Annotated in this window: 15 protein-coding genes; 7 read left to right on the forward strand and 8 right to left on the reverse strand. The window is 69.3% G+C overall.

What is annotated here, in order from left to right; all coding sequences use genetic code 11:
• Positions 1 to 246 precede the first annotated feature (246 nt).
• From AB0I66_RS38905 to AB0I66_RS38930, 6 genes are all read left to right on the forward strand, one after another.
• Positions 247 to 1,095 (forward strand): hypothetical protein, encoded by an 849-nt coding sequence (locus AB0I66_RS38905; RefSeq protein ID WP_363212787.1) that lies wholly within the window; start codon positions 247 to 249, stop codon positions 1,093 to 1,095.
• Between the two features lie 72 nt (positions 1,096 to 1,167).
• Positions 1,168 to 3,393: a hypothetical protein gene (locus tag AB0I66_RS38910; protein WP_363212788.1), complete on the forward strand. Its 2,226-nt coding sequence runs from the start codon at positions 1,168 to 1,170 to the stop codon at positions 3,391 to 3,393.
• Positions 3,383 to 4,717, forward strand: a complete 1,335-nt coding sequence (locus AB0I66_RS38915; RefSeq protein ID WP_363212789.1) for a hypothetical protein — start codon at positions 3,383 to 3,385, stop codon at positions 4,715 to 4,717. Before AB0I66_RS38910 ends, AB0I66_RS38915 begins: the two co-directional genes overlap by 11 nt.
• 195 nt (positions 4,718 to 4,912) lie before the next feature.
• Positions 4,913 to 5,674 (forward strand): hypothetical protein, encoded by a 762-nt coding sequence (locus AB0I66_RS38920; protein WP_363212790.1) that lies wholly within the window; start codon positions 4,913 to 4,915, stop codon positions 5,672 to 5,674.
• A 148-nt stretch (positions 5,675 to 5,822) separates the two neighbouring features.
• A complete protein-coding gene (locus AB0I66_RS38925) occupies positions 5,823 to 6,494 on the forward strand; it encodes a hypothetical protein (protein WP_363212791.1) in 672 nt (223 codons plus the stop codon).
• On the forward strand, positions 6,485 to 7,570 hold the full coding sequence (locus AB0I66_RS38930) for a hypothetical protein (RefSeq protein ID WP_363212792.1): 1,086 nt from the start codon (positions 6,485 to 6,487) through the stop codon (positions 7,568 to 7,570). Before AB0I66_RS38925 ends, AB0I66_RS38930 begins: the two co-directional genes overlap by 10 nt.
• Before the next feature lie 25 nt (positions 7,571 to 7,595).
• On the opposite strand, the gene AB0I66_RS38935 is transcribed toward AB0I66_RS38930, so the two are convergent.
• From AB0I66_RS38935 to AB0I66_RS38960, 6 genes are all read right to left on the reverse strand, one after another.
• A complete protein-coding gene (locus AB0I66_RS38935) occupies positions 7,596 to 8,147 on the reverse strand; it encodes a hypothetical protein (protein ID WP_363212793.1) in 552 nt (183 codons plus the stop codon).
• 2 nt (positions 8,148 to 8,149) lie between these two features.
• Positions 8,150 to 8,776: a hypothetical protein gene (locus tag AB0I66_RS38940; RefSeq protein ID WP_363212794.1), complete on the reverse strand. Its 627-nt coding sequence runs from the start codon at positions 8,774 to 8,776 to the stop codon at positions 8,150 to 8,152.
• 49 nt (positions 8,777 to 8,825) lie between these two features.
• A complete protein-coding gene (locus AB0I66_RS38945; protein WP_363212795.1) occupies positions 8,826 to 9,488 on the reverse strand; it encodes a hypothetical protein in 663 nt (220 codons plus the stop codon).
• Positions 9,489 to 9,543: 55 nt separating this feature from the next.
• On the reverse strand, positions 9,544 to 10,938 hold the full coding sequence (locus AB0I66_RS38950) for a hypothetical protein (RefSeq protein ID WP_363212796.1): 1,395 nt from the start codon (positions 10,936 to 10,938) through the stop codon (positions 9,544 to 9,546).
• Between the two features lie 3 nt (positions 10,939 to 10,941).
• Positions 10,942 to 11,280, reverse strand: a complete 339-nt coding sequence (locus AB0I66_RS38955) for a hypothetical protein (protein WP_363212797.1) — start codon at positions 11,278 to 11,280, stop codon at positions 10,942 to 10,944.
• Between the two features lie 153 nt (positions 11,281 to 11,433).
• Positions 11,434 to 11,736 (reverse strand): WXG100 family type VII secretion target, encoded by a 303-nt coding sequence (locus tag AB0I66_RS38960; protein WP_190085684.1) that lies wholly within the window; start codon positions 11,734 to 11,736, stop codon positions 11,434 to 11,436.
• A 331-nt stretch (positions 11,737 to 12,067) separates the two neighbouring features.
• Between AB0I66_RS38960 and AB0I66_RS38965 the strand changes: the two genes are divergently transcribed.
• On the forward strand, positions 12,068 to 16,786 hold the full coding sequence (locus AB0I66_RS38965) for an FtsK/SpoIIIE domain-containing protein (protein WP_363212798.1): 4,719 nt from the start codon (positions 12,068 to 12,070) through the stop codon (positions 16,784 to 16,786).
• 46 nt (positions 16,787 to 16,832) lie between these two features.
• On the opposite strand, the gene AB0I66_RS38970 is transcribed toward AB0I66_RS38965, so the two are convergent.
• Both AB0I66_RS38970 and AB0I66_RS38975 read right to left on the reverse strand, forming a co-directional pair.
• On the reverse strand, positions 16,833 to 18,497 hold the full coding sequence (locus tag AB0I66_RS38970) for a serine/threonine-protein kinase (RefSeq protein ID WP_363212799.1): 1,665 nt from the start codon (positions 18,495 to 18,497) through the stop codon (positions 16,833 to 16,835).
• Between the two features lie 102 nt (positions 18,498 to 18,599).
• Positions 18,600 to 19,484 carry a menaquinone biosynthesis protein gene (locus AB0I66_RS38975; protein ID WP_363212886.1) on the reverse strand — a complete coding sequence of 295 codons (885 nt, stop codon included), beginning with the start codon at positions 19,482 to 19,484 and terminating at the stop codon, positions 18,600 to 18,602.
• Between the last annotated feature and the right edge of the window lie 224 nt (positions 19,485 to 19,708).

Raw genomic sequence — 19,708 nt, forward strand, 5'->3', positions numbered from 1 at the left:
CGTCGACTTCGGCTTGTCAGCGTACGAGGCGGAATTCGCTTCCTGGGTGGGGGTGCCTGGGTCCGTGGGTGGGGTGTGGGGCGGCTGGGCGCGGGATTGCAGGGCGGGATTGCAGGAAAGTCCCATCAGCGTCGGCCCCTACCGGTACATGAGCGGGACTTATCTGCATCCGCCCCCGGCGCTCCCCCACGTCGCCGTCAGGTCCGCGCAGTGCACCTTGATCGTTGCGTCCGTCAGCTCCATCTCGTGGGTTACTCCCCCACACGTGCCCCCGCACCCGTCATCGCCCTCGGCGTCGCACGGCAGGACTTCGTCCAGCAGGAGGGTGATCGTCTGCATCCAGTCGATCGACCTGGCCTACTCGATGGAGAAGGGGAGGCATCAGCGGAGGAACGCGGCGCGGCTGCGGCCGACTTCGTCCGCAGCGTCTATCCCGACGGAGACGACACCCTCTGGGAATCCGCGGCTCCGCACTATGAACAGGTCACGGCGGCCATGGCCACGGCCGGCCTGGTCTCCTCGGCGCTCGGCATCTTCGGTCTCGACGGCCCGGGTGTCGCCCACTGCTCGCTGACGGCTGCCTTTCTGGAGACCGATCACAGTGATCCTGATGTTGCCGCCCAGGGCACCCTGGCCACGCTCGCGAATGATCCGCTCAACGACGCTCGCTGGCTCGACCTGCCGTGCGGCCCCGGCGTCTCCTGTGTCACCCTGCGCGAACTCGCGCTCGACCTGGAGCCGGCGCCGCTCGCCGACGAGCAGCCCAAGCTCATCACCGGCCGGATACAGGTCCACGTCCCGTTTCCCACCGGCCCTTCCATGGCCGTCTTCACGCTCGACACGGCGTCCATGGAGTACTGGCAGCTTCTCGGATTCGGTGGCCGAGGAAGGCGGAAGAGCCGGGGTGATCAGCCCATGACCTTCGCCGCCGCACATTCGACCGCCGGTACGCCCCTCGTCACGCGCATCCCCGACGGCGCTTTCCGCGTCGAGATCCGCTCATCGGGCAGGGGCAGTCCGTTCCACGGCCTCTGCAGAGGCTTGTGCGACATGGTCGTGGGGCCGGACGGCGAGGAGATCAAGGCCCGCGCATGACCAGCTCCCTCATTCGGCCCCGGCACACCAACCCCATGGAAACGCCTCCGTCGCGACAGTAAAGTGCGCCCAATGAGTTACGGGGTGGGACGGGCGAGCGTGACGGGGAAGACGGGGAAGACGGGCAACAGGGTCTACGAGGGGGCGGCTGGCCTTGTGGGCATACCGCGCGTGAGCCCCGGCGGACGACGACACCGATTCGCGCTGCTCGCCACCCTTTGCTCCCTGCTCCTGTTCGGCGCCGGCACAGCCTCTGCCGCCGCGCCGCCCGCCTCCGCGAAGCCCGCGACCGCGAGCACAAGCGCAAGCGCCCCCAAGCTCCCGCAGGACGACAAGAACGCGCCTACCCAAGCCGCCGCCCTCGCCGACCTCCTCCGCGCCGACCCCGTCTACGTGACCGACCAGCTCCCCCGCGACGTCCCCCGCTCCACCGCCCCGCAGTTCAAGGAGCTGGCCCAGCGGACCAAGGTCCCCACCTACGTCCTCGTACTGCCCGACCAGGGCGTCGGCGGAGAGCGGCTGCTCGCGGCCGTTCATGACCGGCTGGGCCGGGACGGGCTGTATGTGCTCGTCGACGACATGGGTGTCGTCGACGCCACGGCCTTCGGGGTGCGGGCGCCCGCCGATGACGCGACGTCCGTCGCGCTCTATGAACTTCCCTACGATGCCGGCCCCTTGCTCAAGTTCGAGCGGTTCACCGACGTCATCGCCCTGGGCGGCAAGAAGGCCGCCGAGCGCGCGGAGAGCGCCCGTGAGAAGAACGAGGCCTCCGGCGGGGATGTGCCGGAGATGTACATCGATCCCGTCGACCGCGACAACCAGTCGTTCGTCACCGGGATCGCCCTCAGCGGCGTACCGCTGCTGATCATCGGTCTCAGCCCGTACGTACGCCGATGGCGGCGGCGCATCACAGGGACGGCCACCACCAGCGGCCCGCACCGCCGCCTGACCGCCCGCCGTATCGAGGCCGGGGCAGCCTTGCTCGCCGCCGGAGCGATCGCCCTCGGTGCCTCCCTCGTCTTCGACCAGGAGACGACCAGCGCCGCACCGCAACCCACCGCATCCGACCTGTCGAGCCGCGTCGAACGCGTCGCCGATGGGCTGCGGGAGAGCGGTCCGCTCTACAGCGATCCCGAAAGCCCACACGTACTCGACGCCACGCAGGAGCGTGAACTCAAGGACCGGATGCGTGAATTCGGACGCGGACCGGTGTTCTTCGCCCTTGTTCCGCAGCTCACCGAAGACGAGTCTGAGGGCGAGCCCGAGCTCTTCGTGGAGGCCGTGCGGCAGAAGATGGGCGCCAAGGGCGACCACGGCGTGTACGTCGTCGCCGATCCGATCGCGGGCTCCATCGACGTCGTCACGTACGACGTGCGCATCGACGCCGACCTCATCGGCTTCGAACTCCCCGACTCCATCCGCTACGGCGATGACGACGACCGCTCCACCGACCACCGGCTCGGCAAGCGGCTCGACGACCTGATGACGTTCCTCGACAAGGCACCGCGCACCGCTCAGCCGGAGACCTCATCGCTCGGCATGGACGACGCACCGGAGCCAGTCGACGACAACGAGCTCTCGCCGCTCTTCTCCGGCGACTTCTGGCCGGGGCTCCTAGTCGGTGCGGTCGCGGCCGGGCTTCTCTTCGGGATCGCCGCCGCCGTACTCGGGCTGCTGCGGCTCACGGTGCCGGGTCTGCGACGGCCGCGTACGACGTCGGCCCCCTCCGCCACCACCTCCTTCGAGGCTCCCCCAGACCCGTCCCGCGCTTATCTGCGCCGCACGGTGCGCGACGAACTCGACGCGCTGGTCCGCGAGTTCGAGGCGGCGGAGGCGCAGGACGCCACGCTCGCCTCCGCCGTCCGCACGCGTGTGTGGGACTGCCTGGACACCGCCACGCTCCTCGCCGACCGCGACCCCGATGGGCACGTCGACGACGATGCCGCTCCCGCTGACCTCGCGGCGGCCGTCGTCCTCGCACGAGCGGGCCGCGGCGCACTCGTCGGGGCCGACAAGACCTGCTGCGCGCTCAACCCGCTGCACGGACCGGCCACGGGGTGGCGCGACGCCCAGTACTCGGCTGAGGAGCAGCGCCTGCGCACCATCCCGGTGTGCGCGGAGTGCCGCGTCCTGGTCACCGAGCGGCCGCGCCTCGCCTACACGCTCCGGCTGACGCTGCCGGGCCCGCGGCGCGGTGAGCGCGTGCCGTACGAAGAGGCGCCGGGACCGCTGCCGGCGGCTCGTGACGGAATCCCTCAACTCATCCGCCAGGTAAGGGAGTACGCCGGTGTCCAGTGATGTGAAGCGCGCGCTCACGATGGCGGGCGTTGCCCTCACAGCCCTCGTCGCCTCGGTGTCGCCGGCGGCCGCGCAAGCGTCAGGGGCGCCGAGCCCGGGCGAGAAGGTCGCCGACGCGTTGCGCGAGTCGCCCGTGTACATCGACTCCGCGTACGCCGACTCCGTGCCTCCCGCCCGTCAGAAGCAGCTCGTGCGGCAGATCGAGAAGACCGGTCTGCCGATCAAGGTCGCTCTGGTGCCGATCGTGCAGGGCGACGCGTACGACGGCGAGGCCGACGCCTTCGCGGAAGTCGTGCATGACCGCGTCGACCGCCGTGAACTCATCCTCGTCACGGGCGGCGACAAGTGGAGCGGAGACCTCAACGGCTACGAGTGGCCCGCGGACCGGCATCAGACCAACGACGCGGTGGGCGCGGTGGGATTCCTGGACGAGACGAAGGACGCGGGGCTCGCGGACCGGACGGAGAAGGCGATCGAGCTGATCGCGGAGGGCAACGGCACGAAGGTGTACGAGGACGCCACGGAACACCTGCGGGACGATGACAGCGGGAGCGGCAGCCTGCCTCGCGAAGACACCGCCGGAGCGGACGGCGGCGGCTCTCCCTGGCTGCTGGCGGTCGCGGTCACCGTCGCTCTCGCCCTGGCGGCCGGGGCCCTGTCCTTCTTCGTACGCGGACGGGCACGGAGCCGGAGGAACAGTCCTCGTCGATATCCGAGCGCGACCGGAGCACCCTTCGCCTTTCCCCAGGCGGTGTTCGCGGCCGCAGGTACGGCTGACGAGGAGGCGCTGCGCCGCCAGACCGAGGCGGAGGTCCTCGCGCTGGGCGAGGCGGTCCAGGCGGCGGACACGTCAACTCCGGGACTGCGTAGCGCACTTGACGCCTACGCCGCCGCGGGCACGGTCCTCGATTCAGCGCGCGGCCTGCCGGACCTTGCGGGCGTGCTGGCCCTGGTGGCGGAAGGCCGGGACGCGCTGGACCGGGAGGGCGGCGCGGCATCCTCGCTCCCCCTCTGCTTCTTCAACCCCCTGCACGGCCGCGCCGACCGTCGCACCCGGTGGCGCCCGCTGGGGCGGCGCGATCAGCTGCACGTCGCGGTGTGCGAGGAGTGCGGGGCGGCGGTCCGTGCCCGCCGGGCGCCGCAGGTACTCACGGACGAGGGCCCCGAGGGCCGCCAGATTCCGTACTTCGAGGTACCCGCCGAGCGGAGCGTGTGGGCTGCCACGGGGTACGGGTCGCTGCTCCGGGGTTCGGAGGGCGACGGCGAGGGTCTCGCGGCGCGGGTGGGGCGGGGGGACTTTTCGCGGGGGCGGGACCGGGGGTGAGGCCCGGCCCCTCGCGGGGAGAGGGCTGAACACCCCGCCGACGCTCCGCCGACCCCGGATCGCGTCACGACACGATGACAGTCCACCGTGATGAGGCGAATCACCCCATTTTCAGGCCTGGTAGAGCCAACCACCCCACCACTAACGTCATCACCTTCACCCCCACACGTCCCCCACCCTCACCGGGAGCCCTCAGTGAACGGCCGCACCACGACCATCGCCCTCTCCCTCACCACGGCGGCCACGCTCCTCCTGACACTGACGGCCTGCGGCAGCGGCGATGACGACAAGGGAGGCCAGGACGGCAAGGGCGGAAGTTCCGGCAAGGCGACCGGCTCCTCCGCTCCCGCGGCCAAGAAGAAGCCCACGAAGTCGGCCGCCCAGCTCGCCCTGACCAAGAGCGAGGTACCCGCCCACACCATGGTGGAGCCCTCTGACAACTTCGTCTTCGCGAAGTCGAGGGAGACCGTCAAGCTCAACAAGCCCGTCTGTGCCCCGCTCGGGTACGCGATGAGCCAGTTCCCCGTCGGCGACACGCGGGACAGCTTCGTGCGCGTCGCCGAGAAGAAGGAGTTCGACGGCGCCTTCACCTACGTCACCCTCGCCACGTACGCGCCCGGGAAAGCTCAGGACGCCATGGCCGACATGACGAAGGCGCTCAGCGCGTGCGAGGGCGGTTTCACGGCGAAGGGGGACAAGGCCTCCAACGTGTACGAGTCGGTCACCGCCGAGACCTCGGGGACGGCGCCCACGCCCCACGCCGACGAGTCCCTCGCCTTCAAGGCCACGACCAAGTACCAGGGCGACACGCACACCGTACGCACGCAGGCCACCCGCCACGGTGACACCATCGCCCTCTACTTCGCGGTGGACGCCAACGCGTTCTTGCAGTCGCGTTCGGGTAACGGCGAGATCTTCCCGGCAGTGGTCAAGTCCCAGGAGAAGAAGCTCAACTGAGGCTGTGAGCCGTCGGCTTCGCGTCACGACACGATGACAGTCCCGCAGTATCGGGGGACTTGTCCCACTACGGAACCTGGCGGAACCAGTAACCCCACGGATAGCGTCAGGCTGCTTGAGACACCCCTCGCCCCACCGGGAGCCGACCGTGAATCGCCGCACCATGCCCGTCACCGCCGCGCTCGCCGCGACCGCAGCCCTGCTCTTGACGGCGTGCGGCAGCGGAGACGACGGACAGTCCAAGGACGACAAGATCGCCGGATCCGACCAGGGAGCCGGGAAGCCGAAGAAGTCGGCGGAGCCGTCGGGAGCACCGGCGGAGGACAAGCCTGACGGCGTGGACGTGACTCTGCCCAAGGACATGGACCTGGTCTTCGACTGGGACAAGCCCGGCAGCAAGAACGAAGCGGCGGCGATGGACGACGCCGCCAACTTCTTCCGCGCCATCTACCGGGGCGTCGACAAGCGCACGGCGAAGGACGCCGCCGTCACCGCCTACTCCACGGGCGAGGGACTCCACTACGCGAAGACGCAGATCGACGGTTGGCTCGACGGCGGCTGGACCGCCACAGGCACGTTGCGCCACTACCAGGCCACCACACGGTCCAGCACGAACGGCAACTCGGTAGAGGTCGCGTTCTGTGCCGACGCAACCAAGTTCTACGGCAAGGAAATCAAGACCGAGAAGGTCCTGAAGACCAAGGCCAGCATCGAGGACTTCGACTACTACAAGATCATCATGGTCAAGCACCCCACAGGCAAGGGCCTGTGGCAGGCATCCAAGGTGTTCGTCGAGACGAAGGCGGAGAAGTGCCAGTGAAGAGAGCACGGCGTACGGTCCTCAGTACCGCTGCATTGACGCTCGCCCTCGGCTCCCTCGTCTTCACGGAGGTCGCCTATGCGGGCAAGCCCGTCAACTCCGGAAACGGCGCCGCGGAGGAAGGCGGCAGCGACAAGAACGGCACCGGCATCTATGCCGCCGCCAAGGTCCAGTACTCCGGCTCCGTAGCCAAGGGCGGCGGCAGCGGAAACGTATCCTCCGCCGACGTCAACTGGGCCCCGCCGCCTTGCTGGTACGCCCCGTACCTCGGTGCCAAGGACTTCAAGAAGAAGATGTCCGGCGACATCAAGGGCGCCAAGAACACACCCGGCATGGGCGGCCACGCGGGTGCGGCGATCAACGAGATGCAGCGCCACTACGAGGACGACTACGGCTGGACCGACACCCCTGGCTACAAGGACTACAACGTCGAGAAGGACGGCGAGGGCATGTTCTGGGCAGGTGTCGAGAACCCCAATGAGCCCGACTACCTCAAGCGGACCGGCTGCACCGACCTCCCCTTCTGGGTCGACAACGGCGAGCCCCCGCCACCCCAGCACGAGGAGGCCATCACCCCGGAGATGCTGGCCGCTCTCGCCTACCAGCACATGGAGCTGCCGGACACCAAGGTCACGCTGGCGCCCGAGGCCGTCACCAAGGTGAACCTGCCCACCTGGGCCTGGCTCGACAAGGCCGTGTTCGACGAGGTCAAGGCAACGGCGGCCATCAACGTCCCCGGCTTCAACCTCGAGGCGACCACGACCGCCAAGCCGAAGTCCCTCACGCTCGACCCCGGGACCAAGGACGCGACCATCATCCCCGCCGACGGTGAATGCCCCATCGTCGACGGCAAGATCGGTGAGCCCTACGCGAAGGGCAAATCCGAGGAAACCCCGCCTTGCGGCATCACGTACCGCCGCTCTTCCGGCGGCAAGACGGTCCCTCTCAAGGCCTCCCTCACGTGGGAGATCAGCTGGACGGGAACAGGCCAGGCGAATGCGGAGGCCATGCCCAACGGCACGATCGAGGCGGTCCAGGACATCACGATCGAGGAAATCCAGTCCATCAACCGCTGACCAACCAGGGCGGCGACGGATTCGCCTACCCCGCCGCCCGGCTCTTCCCCTTGCCCTTCTTGCGTAGCTTTCGCAGCCGTGCCTGGCGCTCCGCCTGGCGGTGCGCCGTGCGGCGCGAACGGAACCGGTGGACGGCCCAACCCACGGCCCCAGCCGTGATGGCGTACGACGCGATGGCCGGGCCCACGCCGTCGACAGCTTGGCAAGTCGGCTCGTATGAGCGGCAGTTGCGGCCGGGGAGAGCCTGGAGGAAGTAAAGGGTCAGGACGGCCGGCAGTCCCCAGGACACGGCCTTGCCCACGCCGCGTGCGATCCGCCACTGCGCGGTGGTCCCCTGCCAGGCGTCAGTGATCCACAGCCCGGCGATGACTCCGGCCACGGCCAGCAGGCCGCACACCGCCCCGAAGACCCACGCCCCACCCGGCCAGTCCACCATCAGGTCCGGGGCCTGGCGGATCGCGGAGCGCCAGGCACCCTTCGCCCAGAAGAAGCCGACCACCACGGCCGCGAGCACCAGTACGGCGGCCGCGATACCGAAGCCGTCGCGAGGGCGGAAACGGGCTTGCTGCTGCGTCATCTTCAGTCCCAGTGCAGCGTGCCCGCCACCACGTCGAACAGCTCCACCATCCGGTCCGCGAGCGGGTCCACGGGGGTCGAGAAGTTCAGGAGCAGCCAGCTCTTGGTGGCGGGGATCGGGACGTAGTACGTGACGAGCGTGTTCGGCAGGGTGCTGCCCAGCTGGGCGGACGCGTCCGACAGCTCCCTGCGGCGCTCACGCACCGCGCGGCCCGCCGCCGCCAGGGTCACCACACCCAGCTCGGCGGTCTCGTCCTCCGGCTCGTCGGAACCTGTCTTGCTCGCCAGGTGCTCCGCCAGCTCCTCGGGAGATGAGATGTTCGGCCACTCGTCGGGGCCCGGGATGCTGATCAGGAGCGAGGAGGCCAGCGGGAGTTGGCCGACCGTCAGGGTGGAGATGTAGAGCTCCGTGCCGCCGATGCCGTAGGCGCCCTTCGCCTTGCGCTGCATCTCCCGCATGAACTGCTTCTTGATGTGCGGCGCGTTGTCCACGCCCCGGAACTGCTGGTCCGCCAGCGCCATGATGCCCTGGTCGCGGTGCTCGGGCGCGAGCGGCAGCTGGAACCAGCCGTCGGGGACGATGACGTTGTAGTCGGAGGGCGGCGAAGTGAATTCGCTGGCGTTCTTCATCGGATTCTGGTTCTCGAATTCACTCAGGGTCGTCCGGGTTTCAGGGTCGTCAGGATTCCGGCTTCGGGGCGATCTCGTTTCCGTCCTCGTCCACCAGGTCCAGCCTCAGCGTCGGGACGATCTCGTCCACGCGAGCCGCGTTCTCCTCCGTCAGCTGGATCTTCTCCCACGTCGCCGTCACCACGACAAGGCTCTGCATGCCGGGCGGGAACACCGCGTACTTCACGAACTCGGTGATGCGCCGGCCGAGGCCGAGCATCCGCTTGATCTTCAGCGTCGCCTGGACCCGCATCGCGGGGCCCGCCGCCAGCTCCAGGCGGGTCACCTCCGGCTCCCCCACGACCTCGCCGTTCTCCCACTCCAGGAGCAGGGGCAGCACCTCGTCCGCCGTGGGGCGCGGCACGCCCTCGTCCCCGTACGAGTCGACCATGAGGCTGATCAGGCCCTCGCCGCTCTCGGAGTAGTACGCGGCCGCCAGCGCCGGAGCGTCCTCGTTGAGGTTGAGTGCCCGCTCGGCCATGTCGTCGAAGACCGCGCTCTTCTCGATCTCCAGGGAGAGCGGGTTGAGCTCGTTGACGGTCTTCGTGGCGAGTGCCTTCGCCTCCGCCTTCGAGACCTCGCGCAGCGTCAGGTCGACCCAGCCGGGCTGGAGGTCGATGCGGACCGCGAAGTCCTCGGACAGCGCCGGGACGTCGTCGTCTGGTGTGTTCACTGCGTTCCTTCTTCGGTGCGGTGGGAGGACTCAGGCCGGCACGATCAGCGTGCGCTCAGGCCACGAGCGGGTTGAGGTTACCGTCCAGGCCGAGGCCGGCCAGTGTGATGCCCGCTCCGGTGACCCCCAGACGCGTCGCCGTCTTCGAGATCTGGCTCACGGCATTGACGTCGAAGTTGCCGAGTCCGGCCGCTCCCGACTTGATGGCCTTCAGGTCGGACGCGACACCGGGGTCGGCCATGGAGAACGACTTCCCGATGCCCTTGAAGGCGCTGCCGCCGCCCCGCTCCGCCAGTTCGTTCCTGGCGGCCGCGAAGTTTCCGCTGCCGGGCTTGAGCGTCTTGAGATTCTTGCTCCAGGCCGCCTTGGAGAACGGCTCGGTGAAAGGCTCCTTGAGGGACTTCCAGCCCTCGCCCTTCTCCAGCTTGAACTTCTTGCCGGAGAGCTTGCGCAGGTTCTTGTTCGCCCTGGTGACCTGCTTCGTGGTCCGCGCCTTTCCGGCCCGGCCCATCTTGCCGAGTGCGTTCTTGGCGAACTTTCCCGCCACCTTCGAGAAGGCCTTGCCCACGCCCATCAGCAGGAAGCCGACCGCCGCGAGGCCCACGTCCATCCAGTCGGCGTTGCCCTGGAAGACCTGGATGAGGGTGCAGATCGTGGTGATCAGCGTGGCGATCATGGCGATCGCGCCCAGGACTCCCGCCAGTGCCTGGCCGATCACCGGAATCCAGCCGACCACCAAGGAAAGGATTCCGCAGACGGTGGAGATCAGCTCCGTCACCGACTTGATGTCGTCGACGAGGGTCTCCCAGAAGCCGTCCTTCAGGGAGTCGTCCGCGATGACGTCCTCGATCGCGTCACGCGCCCGCTTCGCCGCGTCGTCACGGACCTTCCTGGCCTGGTCGATCTTCTTCCTGGCGGCCTCGATCTCGTCGCCCGCGGCGTCCCGCGCCTCCTCCAGCTTCTTCTTGTCGTCCTTCCCGTCCCCGCCGCCCTTGTCCTTGTCCTTGTCCTTGTCGGAAAGGCCGTCCAGGCTCTTCTGGCTCGCGCTCTTGCGCTCGTCCGCGTCCTGCGCCTCCTTGAGCGCCAGGTCCGCCATCTCCTGGGCCCGGTTCAGGTCCGACGCGTAGTTCTTCGGCTTGGCGTGCAGCTTGTCGTCGAACCTGCCGCCGACCTCCGTGACCTCGCTGCCGAAGGCGTCCGCCGCCGTGTCGTAACGCTTTAAGGCGGCTTCCAGCTTCTTTACGTTGCCCTGGGCCTTCTCGCGGAACTCCTTGCCCGCCTTGCTGTCCCAGGCCTCCACCTCGGAGACCGCCTTGATGTTCCTGATCTGCTTCTCGAGCTCGTCGGCGGTCTTGCGGAGCTTCTTCCCCAGGTTCGCGACCCGGTCGGCGTCACCGGGGATGGGGTCACTGTCCGCGACCGGGTGCCAATCGCGTGGGCGTCCGGCCATGGGTCAGCCCTTCTTCTTCGACTTGGGGTCGTCCGCACCGCGGATCGCCTCGGCCAGCTGATGGTCGATGTCCTCGTACGCCTCGGCGGCGGCCTTGGCGATCTGCGCGAGCGCGTCGACCTCGTCCGTCAGCCTTTTGCGGCTCAACTTCCAGTTGTCGGCGAAATCACCGAACTTGTCGGCGAGATCACCGTTCCCGAAGTCGTCCTCGTACTGACCGCCGAGGTCTTCCAGGCCGTCGAAGGCCTTCTTCACATTGTTGAGCCCGGTGCCCATGCCCTTGATCACGTCAAGGTCCAGCCTGGCCCGGTCGCCACCGCCACCCACAGCGCCCCCATGCATCGCACTACCGACATACGACCTACCGACATACGACCGGTGCGATGGACCGCCGCGGAATGCGGCGGCCCATCGCACCGGGTTGTTCACCTGCCCTCACCTGCCCGAGGGCCGGATCACTCGCCCTGGGGTCCGATCACTCGCCCCAGGAGAGGATCACTTGCCCTTGACGCCCTTGGCGAGGTCGTCGTCCAGGTCCTCGTACGCCTTCGCGGCGCTGGTCAGGAACTTGCCCATGCCCGTGAGGCCCTCGATGGTGTCCTTGGCGCCCTTCTTGAACTCCTTGAAGGAGTCCTCGAAGGCCTGCGAACCCTTGCGAGTCGTGTAGCCGTTCTTCACCAGGTTCTCGACGTAACGCTCGAGAGCGTCGAGCTTCTCGTCGATCTTGTCCTTGGCGTCGTTCAGCTTGCCCGCCGCGGTCCGCATCTCCTCATAGGTGATATCGGCGTCTTTGGCCATGTGGCTTCACATCCAATCCAACTCGCCGCAGGGCCATCCCCCTTGGCTCCTCCGTGCGGGCCGCGCGAAGGCCGTCCGGCCGTTCATGCGATCTTCCGCTCTTGGGTCAGCAGCTTACGGGTGGGGCAGAAGTGAGCACACCCCGGTTGAGTCACAGCTCTGCTATGAGCCGGTGCACAGCCCGTTGCCTGCGGGAAGGGTGGAGCGGCTATCGTCACAGGCACTGTGGACAGCCTCACAGGCACTGTGGACAAGCCGCTCGACCGCACTCCGGTGCAACTGCGAAAGCAAACCCGGAACCGGTCAAAAGGGGCTCAAGGGGAGGACGATCGTGCGCCTGACTCTGACCGTCGTCGATCCGCTCGGCGGCGCGAACGCCGACGTCGTGCTCGACGCCGATCCTGAGTCCTCCGTGGGGGACATCGCCAAGGAGCTGGCCGCCCAGGTGGGGTACGGCGGCGGCGACGCCCAGATCATCCCCATCGGCGGTCATCAACTCCAGCCCGGCACCGGCCAGGGCGGGGCGCCGATCGTCTTCGTGGACGGCTATCCCATCGACGCCGCCGCGACCATCGGGACGTCCCCGCTGCGCGAGGGCGCCGTCGTCAGCCTGCACGACCCGGCGGGCTGCCTGCCCGGCGAACCCACCGGCCTGGTCGAACTTCGCGTCGCGGGAGGCCCCTCGGCCGGCGCGGTGCACCGGCTCGGGATCGGGCGCTACGACATCGGCAGCGGGCCCGCCTCGTACATCCGCGTCGACGATCCGGAACTCCCCTCGCGCGCCCTGACGTTGTCAGTTGCAACCGATGGCACCTGCCAAGTCGCCGTACATGGTGACAAAGGCGGCGTGACCCTCGACGGCAAGAAGTACGACGAGCTCGAAGAAGAAGCCGAGAAGAACGAGAAAAGCAACAAGCCGGGCAAAAAGAAGAAGAAGCGCGACAGCACCAATGGCGCCGACACCGCCGACAGCGACGCCGAGAATGAATCGGGCGGGAATGCGTGGAAGAAAGGGGAATGGCCGCTCGGTGCGCAGATCGCGGTCGGCAACACCCTTTTCGAACTCGACCGCTATACGCCGCCGAATGCCGCTCTGAAGTGGTCCGAGGACGGCGCCGGACTTGATTACAACCGGCCGCCCCGACTCCGTCCCCCCGAGCGCCAGACGAAATTCAGGCTGCCGAGTCCGGTACGCGATTTCGAGGCGCGCCCGCTGCCCTGGCTGATGGCGCTCACGCCGCTCGTCGGTGCCGTCGTATCCGTGATGATCTTCGGGCGCTGGTACTACCTGATCATGGCGCTGCTCAGCCCGCTGATCCTGTTCGGCAACTACTTCATGGACAAGAAGCACGGGCGCAAGTCCCATGCCAAGCAGGTCAAGGAGTACAACGAACACAAGGCGCGGATCGAGAAGGACGCCCAGGACGCGCTCGTCGCCGAGCGGCTCGACAAGCGGCAGGCCATCCTCAGTCCGGCCGGCATCCTCTCCCTCAGCACCGGCCCCCGTACGCGGCTGTGGGAGCGGCGGCGGACCGACGGGGACCATCTGCTGATCCGCGTCGGCACCGGGCGCATCGACTCCGAGGTCGTCCTCGACGACCCCGAGCAGGACGACCACAAGCGCGAGGTCACGTGGAAGATCGAGGACGCGCCCGTCGCGCTCTCGCTGCGCGACCTCGGCGTGATCGGCATGGCGGGCCCCGGCGACTCCGCGCAGGCGCTCGGCCGCTGGGCCGTCGCGCAGAGCGCGGTCCTGCACAGCCCGCTCGACGTCCAGTTCTACGTCCTGACCGAGAACTCGGCGCGCGAGACGTGGGACTGGACGCGCTGGCTGCCGCACTCGCGGCCCTCCGGGGCGCAGGACGCCAACGTGCTGATCGGGACGGACGCCGAGACCGTCGGCTCCCGCATCGGTGAGCTGACCCAGATACTCGCCGCCCGCCAGAAGGCCGCCAAGGAGAACAACCGGGGCGGCGCGGCCTCCTTCGGTGACCCCGACATCGTCGTGGTGTGGGACGGGTCCCGGCGGCTGCGGTCCATGCCCGGTGTGGTGAAGCTGCTGCGCGAGGGCCCCGCCGTGTCGATGTACGCGCTCTGCCTCGACGACGAGGAGCGGTTCCTGCCCGGCGAGTGCCAGGCGGTCGTGATCGCCGAGCCGCGGCCGGAGGAGATCGGGCTGCCGGCCAGGCCCACCGCGTCGGCCCCGCAGGCCGCCCCGACCACTCCCGGCGGTTTCCCGTCCTTCCAGGCCTGGCACCAGAGTGCCGACGACGGCGAGCAGGGCGCCGGCAAGCCCTTCGAGCTGCGGCTGCGCGTCGAGCGGACCGACGCCGCCCGCATCCGTTCCGTACGGCCCGACTTCGTTTCCCCCGCCTGGTGCGGGCGGCTCGCCCGGGCGCTCTCGCCGCTGCGCGACATCAGCGGCGAGACCGAGGACTCGGCGCTGCCGGGATCGAGCCGGCTGCTCGACGTGCTCCAGCTGGAGCCGCCGACGGCCGATCAGATCACCGCGCGCTGGCAGGTGAGCGGCCAGTCGACGATGGCCGTCATCGGTGAGTCGTACGACGGGCCCTTCGGCATCGACATGCGGCGTGACGGGCCGCACGGCCTGATCGCCGGTACGACCGGTTCCGGTAAGTCGGAGCTGCTTCAGACCATCGTGGCGGCGCTCGCGGTGGCCAACACCCCCGAGAACATGACCTTCGTCCTCGTGGACTATAAGGGTGGCTCCGCGTTCAAGGACTGCGTGAAGCTGCCGCACACGGTGGGCATGGTCACCGACCTCGACGCGCACCTCGTGGAGCGTGCCCTGGAGTCGCTGGGCGCCGAGCTCAAGCGGCGCGAGCACATCCTGGCGGCGGCCGACGCGAAGGACATCGAGGACTACCAGGACCTCGTGCGCCGTGATCCCTCGCACCCGCCCGTGCCGCGGCTCCTCATCGTCATCGACGAGTTCGCCTCCATGGTGCGTGACCTGCCCGACTTCGTGACGGGTCTGGTCAACATCGCCCAGCGCGGCCGTTCGCTCGGCATCCACCTGCTGCTGGCCACGCAGCGGCCCTCCGGTGTCGTGTCGCCCGAGATCCGCGCCAACACCAACCTCCGCATCGCCCTGCGCGTGACGGACGGCGCCGAGTCCGCCGACGTCATCGACGACCCGGCGGCAGGCCACATCGCCAAGAGCACGCCCGGCCGCGCCTACGTCCGCCTCGGTCACGCCTCGCTCGTCCCCTTCCAGTCCGGCCGTGTCGGTGGCCGCAGGCCCGGCGCCACCGACCCGGCGCTGCTCGCGCCGTGGGCGGGTCCGCTCGGGTGGGAGGACCTCGGCCGTGCCGCGCTCGTGAAGCCCAAGGCCGCGGCGCGCGAGGAGGAGGAGATCACCGACCTCAAGGTCCTCGTGGACGCCGTGCGGGACGCGAACGCGACGATGGGGATTCCCGCGCAGCACAGTCCGTGGCTCCCCGCGCTCTCCGAGCAGCTCCAGCTCGACGAGATCCCGCAGCCGCTCGCGAGCGACAAGCCGGGGGCGCTGGCGCCCGCGCCGTACGGTCTGGAGGACATCCCCTCCGACCAGGCGCGCCGCCCGGTGGTGGTGGACTTCCACTCCTTCGGGCATCTGCTCGTCGGCGGTGCCCCGCGCAGTGGCCGCTCGCAGATCCTGCGGACGATCGCGGGCTCCATCGCCCGTACGCACTCGTCCGCCGACGTCCACCTCTACGGCATCGACTGCGGCAACGGCGCGCTCAACGCGCTGACCCGGCTTCCGCACTGCGGGGCCGTCGTCAGCCGTAACCAGACCGAGCGCGCGGTGCGCCTCATCACCCGCCTCAAGGGTGAGGTGACGCGCCGCCAGGACCTTCTTGCCGACAAGGGCTTCGCCGACATCGGCGAGCAGCGGGCCGCGGTGCCCGAGGAGGAGCGGCTCGCGCACATCGTCGTGCTGCTCGACCGCTGGGAGGGCTGGCTGCCGACCCTCGGCGAGTACGACCACGGTGAGCTGACCGACGAGTTGCAGGCGATGATGCGCGAGGGCGCGAGCGTCGGTATCCACCTGGTGATCACCGGCGACCGTCAGGTGCTCATCGGCCGCATGGCCTCGCTCACCGAGGACAAGTACGGCCTGCGGCTCGCCGACCGCTCCGACTTCTCGATGCTCGGCATGAACGCGCGCAAGGTGCCGGAGGAGATCCCGCCGGGCCGCGGCTTCAAGAACGAGCACGGCACGGAGACGCAGTTCGCCCTCCTCTCCGAGGACTCCACGGGCCAGGGCCAGGCCGCGGCACTCACCGAGATCGGCGAGGCGGCGGCCGTCCGGGACGCGGACGTGCCGCGCGCCCGCAAGCCGTTCCGCGTGGACAGCCTGCCCAGCCGCATCAACTTCGCCGACGCGTGGGAGATGCGGGACCCGGAGGCCTCGCGCTCCAAGCTGTGGGCGCTCGCGGGCATCGGCGGCGACGACATCATGGGCTTCGGCCCCGACCTCGCACAGGGCGTGCCGACGTTCGTCGTGGCGGGCCCGGCCAAGTCGGGCCGCAGCACAACACTGATGAACCTGGCGCGTTCGTACATGACCCAGGGCGTACGCCTCGTGATCGCCGCCCCCCGCCCTTCGCCGCTGCGCGAACTGGAAGGCCAGGAAGGCGTCCTGAAGGTCTTCAAGGACGACGACATCGAGAGCGACGACTTCAAGGAGGTCGTGGAGTCCGCGACGCCGGAGGACCCGATCATCTGGATCATCGACGACGGCGAGGTCCTGGAGGACTGCGACGCCGAACGCGAGTTCAAGCGCCTGGTCCAGCGCGGCTCCGAGCGAGGCCTCGGCCTCATCATCGGCGGCGACGAGGAGGAGGTCTGCGGCGGCTTCTCCGGCTGGCAGGTGGAGGCGAAGAAGGGCCGCCGAGGCATCCTGCTCTCCCCCCAGGACTCGTCGAGCGGCGAACTGATCGGCATCCGGACGACCCGAAGCATGGTCGGCGGCCCCATCGCCCCGGGCAAGGGCCTCCTGTACACGGGCAGCGGAGAGCCGGTCACTGTCACTACGCCGATGTGACGCGGGCAGGACTGACGGGCGGGCGGCCTGCGCGGACGGCCGCTCGTCAGTCCTGGCGGCTGAGAGTGGCCTCGGGGTTGCCCGACTCCTCGTTTTCCGAGAGGTAGAGGAGGGTGTCGTTCTTCGGGCGCAGGCGGACCGTGTGGGGGTTCTTCGTGCACTGGGCGGCGCTCTTCGCCTGGCCCTTTCCCTCGGCCACGAGCTCCTTGTCCGTCACCGACTTCAGGGTCAGGTCCACCGCGCACTTCCCGCCCAGTTGGTCGGTCTGGGTCATGACGGCGAAGCGTTCGCCGATCTTGCCGCGCTCTATCTTGAGGCTGAACGTTCCCATCGGGACGGCGCCGTTCGCCGCCGTCGCCTGGCCTTCCCAGGTGCCGCGGTAGGACGCGGGGACCTCGTCGGCCCCCTGGTCCGCGCCGTCGCCGCCGGGCTGCTCGCTCGCGGTCGCGGCCGGGGGCTGGCCTCCCGCGTCACTCGCGTTGTCGTCGTCGTTGCCCGGGAGCAGGCCGAAGACGAAGACCGAACCGACCGTCACCGCGGCGAGCGCCCCCGCCACGCCCAGGACCAGCGTGCAACTGACCTTGCGGCCACGCCCGTCCGCCCCGCCCGGCGTGGACGCCGCGGCGACCGAGACGGTCATCCTGCCCGGCGAAGGTGTTGGAGTTGGGGTGGACGTTTGCGTGGGGACGTATGGGGGCGGGGACGGGACATTCGCGTACGACGGGTCCGGGGGGCCGAAGACGTGTGCCGGGGCGTGTGTGCTCGGGGGGCCGAACGGCACCGGGCCCGACTGCTGTTCCGCGACCCCGGCTCCCTCCGTCTCCAGGTCGAGGAGGCGTACCGCGCTCCTGCTGACCCGTTCGACCAGCGGACCCGGCAGCCAGCCGGCCGCCACCAGGCCGGCCACACCCGAGGGCGCGAGCCGCCGTGCGAGTTCCTCCGGCGCGGGGCGTGCCGCGGGGTCCTTGGCCAGGCACTGCCGGGCGATGTCCCGCAGCTCCCCTGCCAGCGGCCCGAGTTCCGGCTCCTCGTGCACGACCTTGTAGAGCAGCGAGGCGGACGAGTCGCCGGGGAAGGGTGACGCCCCCGTCGCCGCGAACACCAGGACCGCCCCCAGCGAGAAGACGTCCGCCGCCCCGGCCACCCCCTTGCCGAGGATCTGCTCCGGCGACATGTAGCCGGGCGAACCGACGGAGACCCCCGTCGACGTGAGCGAGGCCGTGCCGTCCGTCGCCCGCGCGATGCCGAAGTCGATGAGCCGGGGCCCGTCCATCGTGAGCATGACGTTCGACGGCTTCACGTCACGGTGGACAAGACCCAGACCGTGTACGTGGGCGAGCGCCTCGGCAAGCCCCGCCACCAATACGCGTACGGAGTGATCCGGGAGCGGGGTCTGGTCGCGTACGGCCTCCGTGAGCGAGGGACCCGCCGCGTACCCCGTGGCCACCCACGGCACCGCCCCCTCCGGATCGGCGTCCAGGACCGGCGCGGTCCAGTCGCCGCCCACCCGCCGCGCCGCCTCCACCTCGCGCCGGAAACGGGCGCGGAACTCCTCGTCGAGCGCGAAGTGCGGATGGACGACCTTCACCGCGACCGTACGGCCGCCCGAGCTGCGCCCCAGGTACACCCGGCCCATGCCGCCCGAGCCGAGGCGGCCGAGCAGTCGGTAGGGACCGATGACGGTCGGTTCACCGGGATCGAGCGGGTGCATGACGAAGGCCTCCCCCGGACGCGCCGCACGGCCGCGGCCACCGAGCCGCGCGCATTGTCTGCAGCTCAGGGTAGACCGCGGGCACGCCCGCGGGACCGACTGCTACCGCTGGGCGTCCAGCAGCTCCACCCGCACGTCCGCGGGGAACCCGGTCGTGTCGCCCACCCGGCGCGCGAACTCCGCGACGCCCTCCAACTGCGCGCTGCCGAACCGGAAGTCGAGCGTCGTGAAGTACTTCTCCAGGACCCCCGCGTCGAAGGCCTCCCAGCGCGCGGCCTGCTCGGAGACCTTGCCGACCTCCTCCAGCGAGACGTCACGCGAGGCGAGGAACGCCTTGTGCACCTCGCGCACCACGTCCGGCTCCCGCGCCGCGTAGTCCTTGCGCGCCGCCCAGACCGCGAAGACGAACGGCAGCCCCGTCCAGTCCTTCCACATCTGGCCCAGGTCGTATACGTCAAGACCGAGCCGCGGTCCGTCGATCAGGTTGGCCCGCAGCGCCGCGTCCCCGATGAGCACGGCGGCGTCCGCCTCCTGCATCATCACGCCGAGGTCCGGCGGACACGTGTAGTAGTCGGGGCGCACGCCGTGCTGCTCGGCGAGCAGCAGCTGCGCCAGGCGCACGGAGGTGCGCGAGGTCGAGCCGAGCGCGACCCGCGCTCCGTCCAGCTGGTCGAGGGGGACCTGCGAGACGATCACGCAGGACATCACCGGGCCGTCGCAGCCGACCGCGAGATCGGGGAAAGCGACGAGGTCGTCGGCGTTCTTGAGGAACTCGACGAGCGTCACGGGAGCGATATCGAGATCGCCCCGCACCAACTGCTCGCTGAGCTTCTCGGGGGTGTCCTTCGTGAGCTCGAAGTCGAGCAGCGTGCCGGTCCGCGCGAGGCCCCAGTACAGAGGCATGCAGTTCAGGAACTGAATGTGACCGACGCGGGGCCGGGGGGTACGGCGGTGACCGGAGAGCTGATCCGAGCCCTCCCCGGCGATGGCGTCAACGGGAGAATTGTCCACATCGGGGAGGCTAGCCCCCTTGCGGTACGGTGCAGAAAGCGGGGCCCCGATCCCGTTCTTGTCAAGAGCTTTCGACCTGGTCCGTCAACCCCTCTGGGGGGTCCGTCAAACATCCGGGTGACGTGATCTTGCCCCCTATTGCTTTCGGCTGCCTGCGTGCTAAGCTCGCCGCAAGTTGCAGTTTGGTTTCCCTTGCAGTA

Source organism: Streptomyces sp. NPDC050439, assembly GCF_040655335.1.
Lineage (GTDB): Bacteria > Actinomycetota > Actinomycetes > Streptomycetales > Streptomycetaceae > Streptomyces.

Bases quoted from the DNA above. Each gene is read 5' to 3' on its own strand.
- AB0I66_RS38910 (WP_363212788.1), top strand. From the start codon at position 1,168: ATGAGTTACGGGGTGGGACGGGCGAGCGTGACGGGGAAGACGGGGAAG.
- AB0I66_RS38955 (WP_363212797.1), bottom strand. From the start codon at position 11,280: ATGCATGGGGGCGCTGTGGGTGGCGGTGGCGACCGGGCCAGGCTGGAC.
- AB0I66_RS38940 (WP_363212794.1), bottom strand. From the start codon at position 8,776: ATGAAGAACGCCAGCGAATTCACTTCGCCGCCCTCCGACTACAACGTC.
- AB0I66_RS38935 (WP_363212793.1), bottom strand. From the start codon at position 8,147: ATGACGCAGCAGCAAGCCCGTTTCCGCCCTCGCGACGGCTTCGGTATC.
- AB0I66_RS38970 (WP_363212799.1), bottom strand. From the start codon at position 18,497: ATGCACCCGCTCGATCCCGGTGAACCGACCGTCATCGGTCCCTACCGA.
- AB0I66_RS38960 (WP_190085684.1), bottom strand. From the start codon at position 11,736: ATGGCCAAAGACGCCGATATCACCTATGAGGAGATGCGGACCGCGGCG.
- AB0I66_RS38950 (WP_363212796.1), bottom strand. From the start codon at position 10,938: ATGGCCGGACGCCCACGCGATTGGCACCCGGTCGCGGACAGTGACCCC.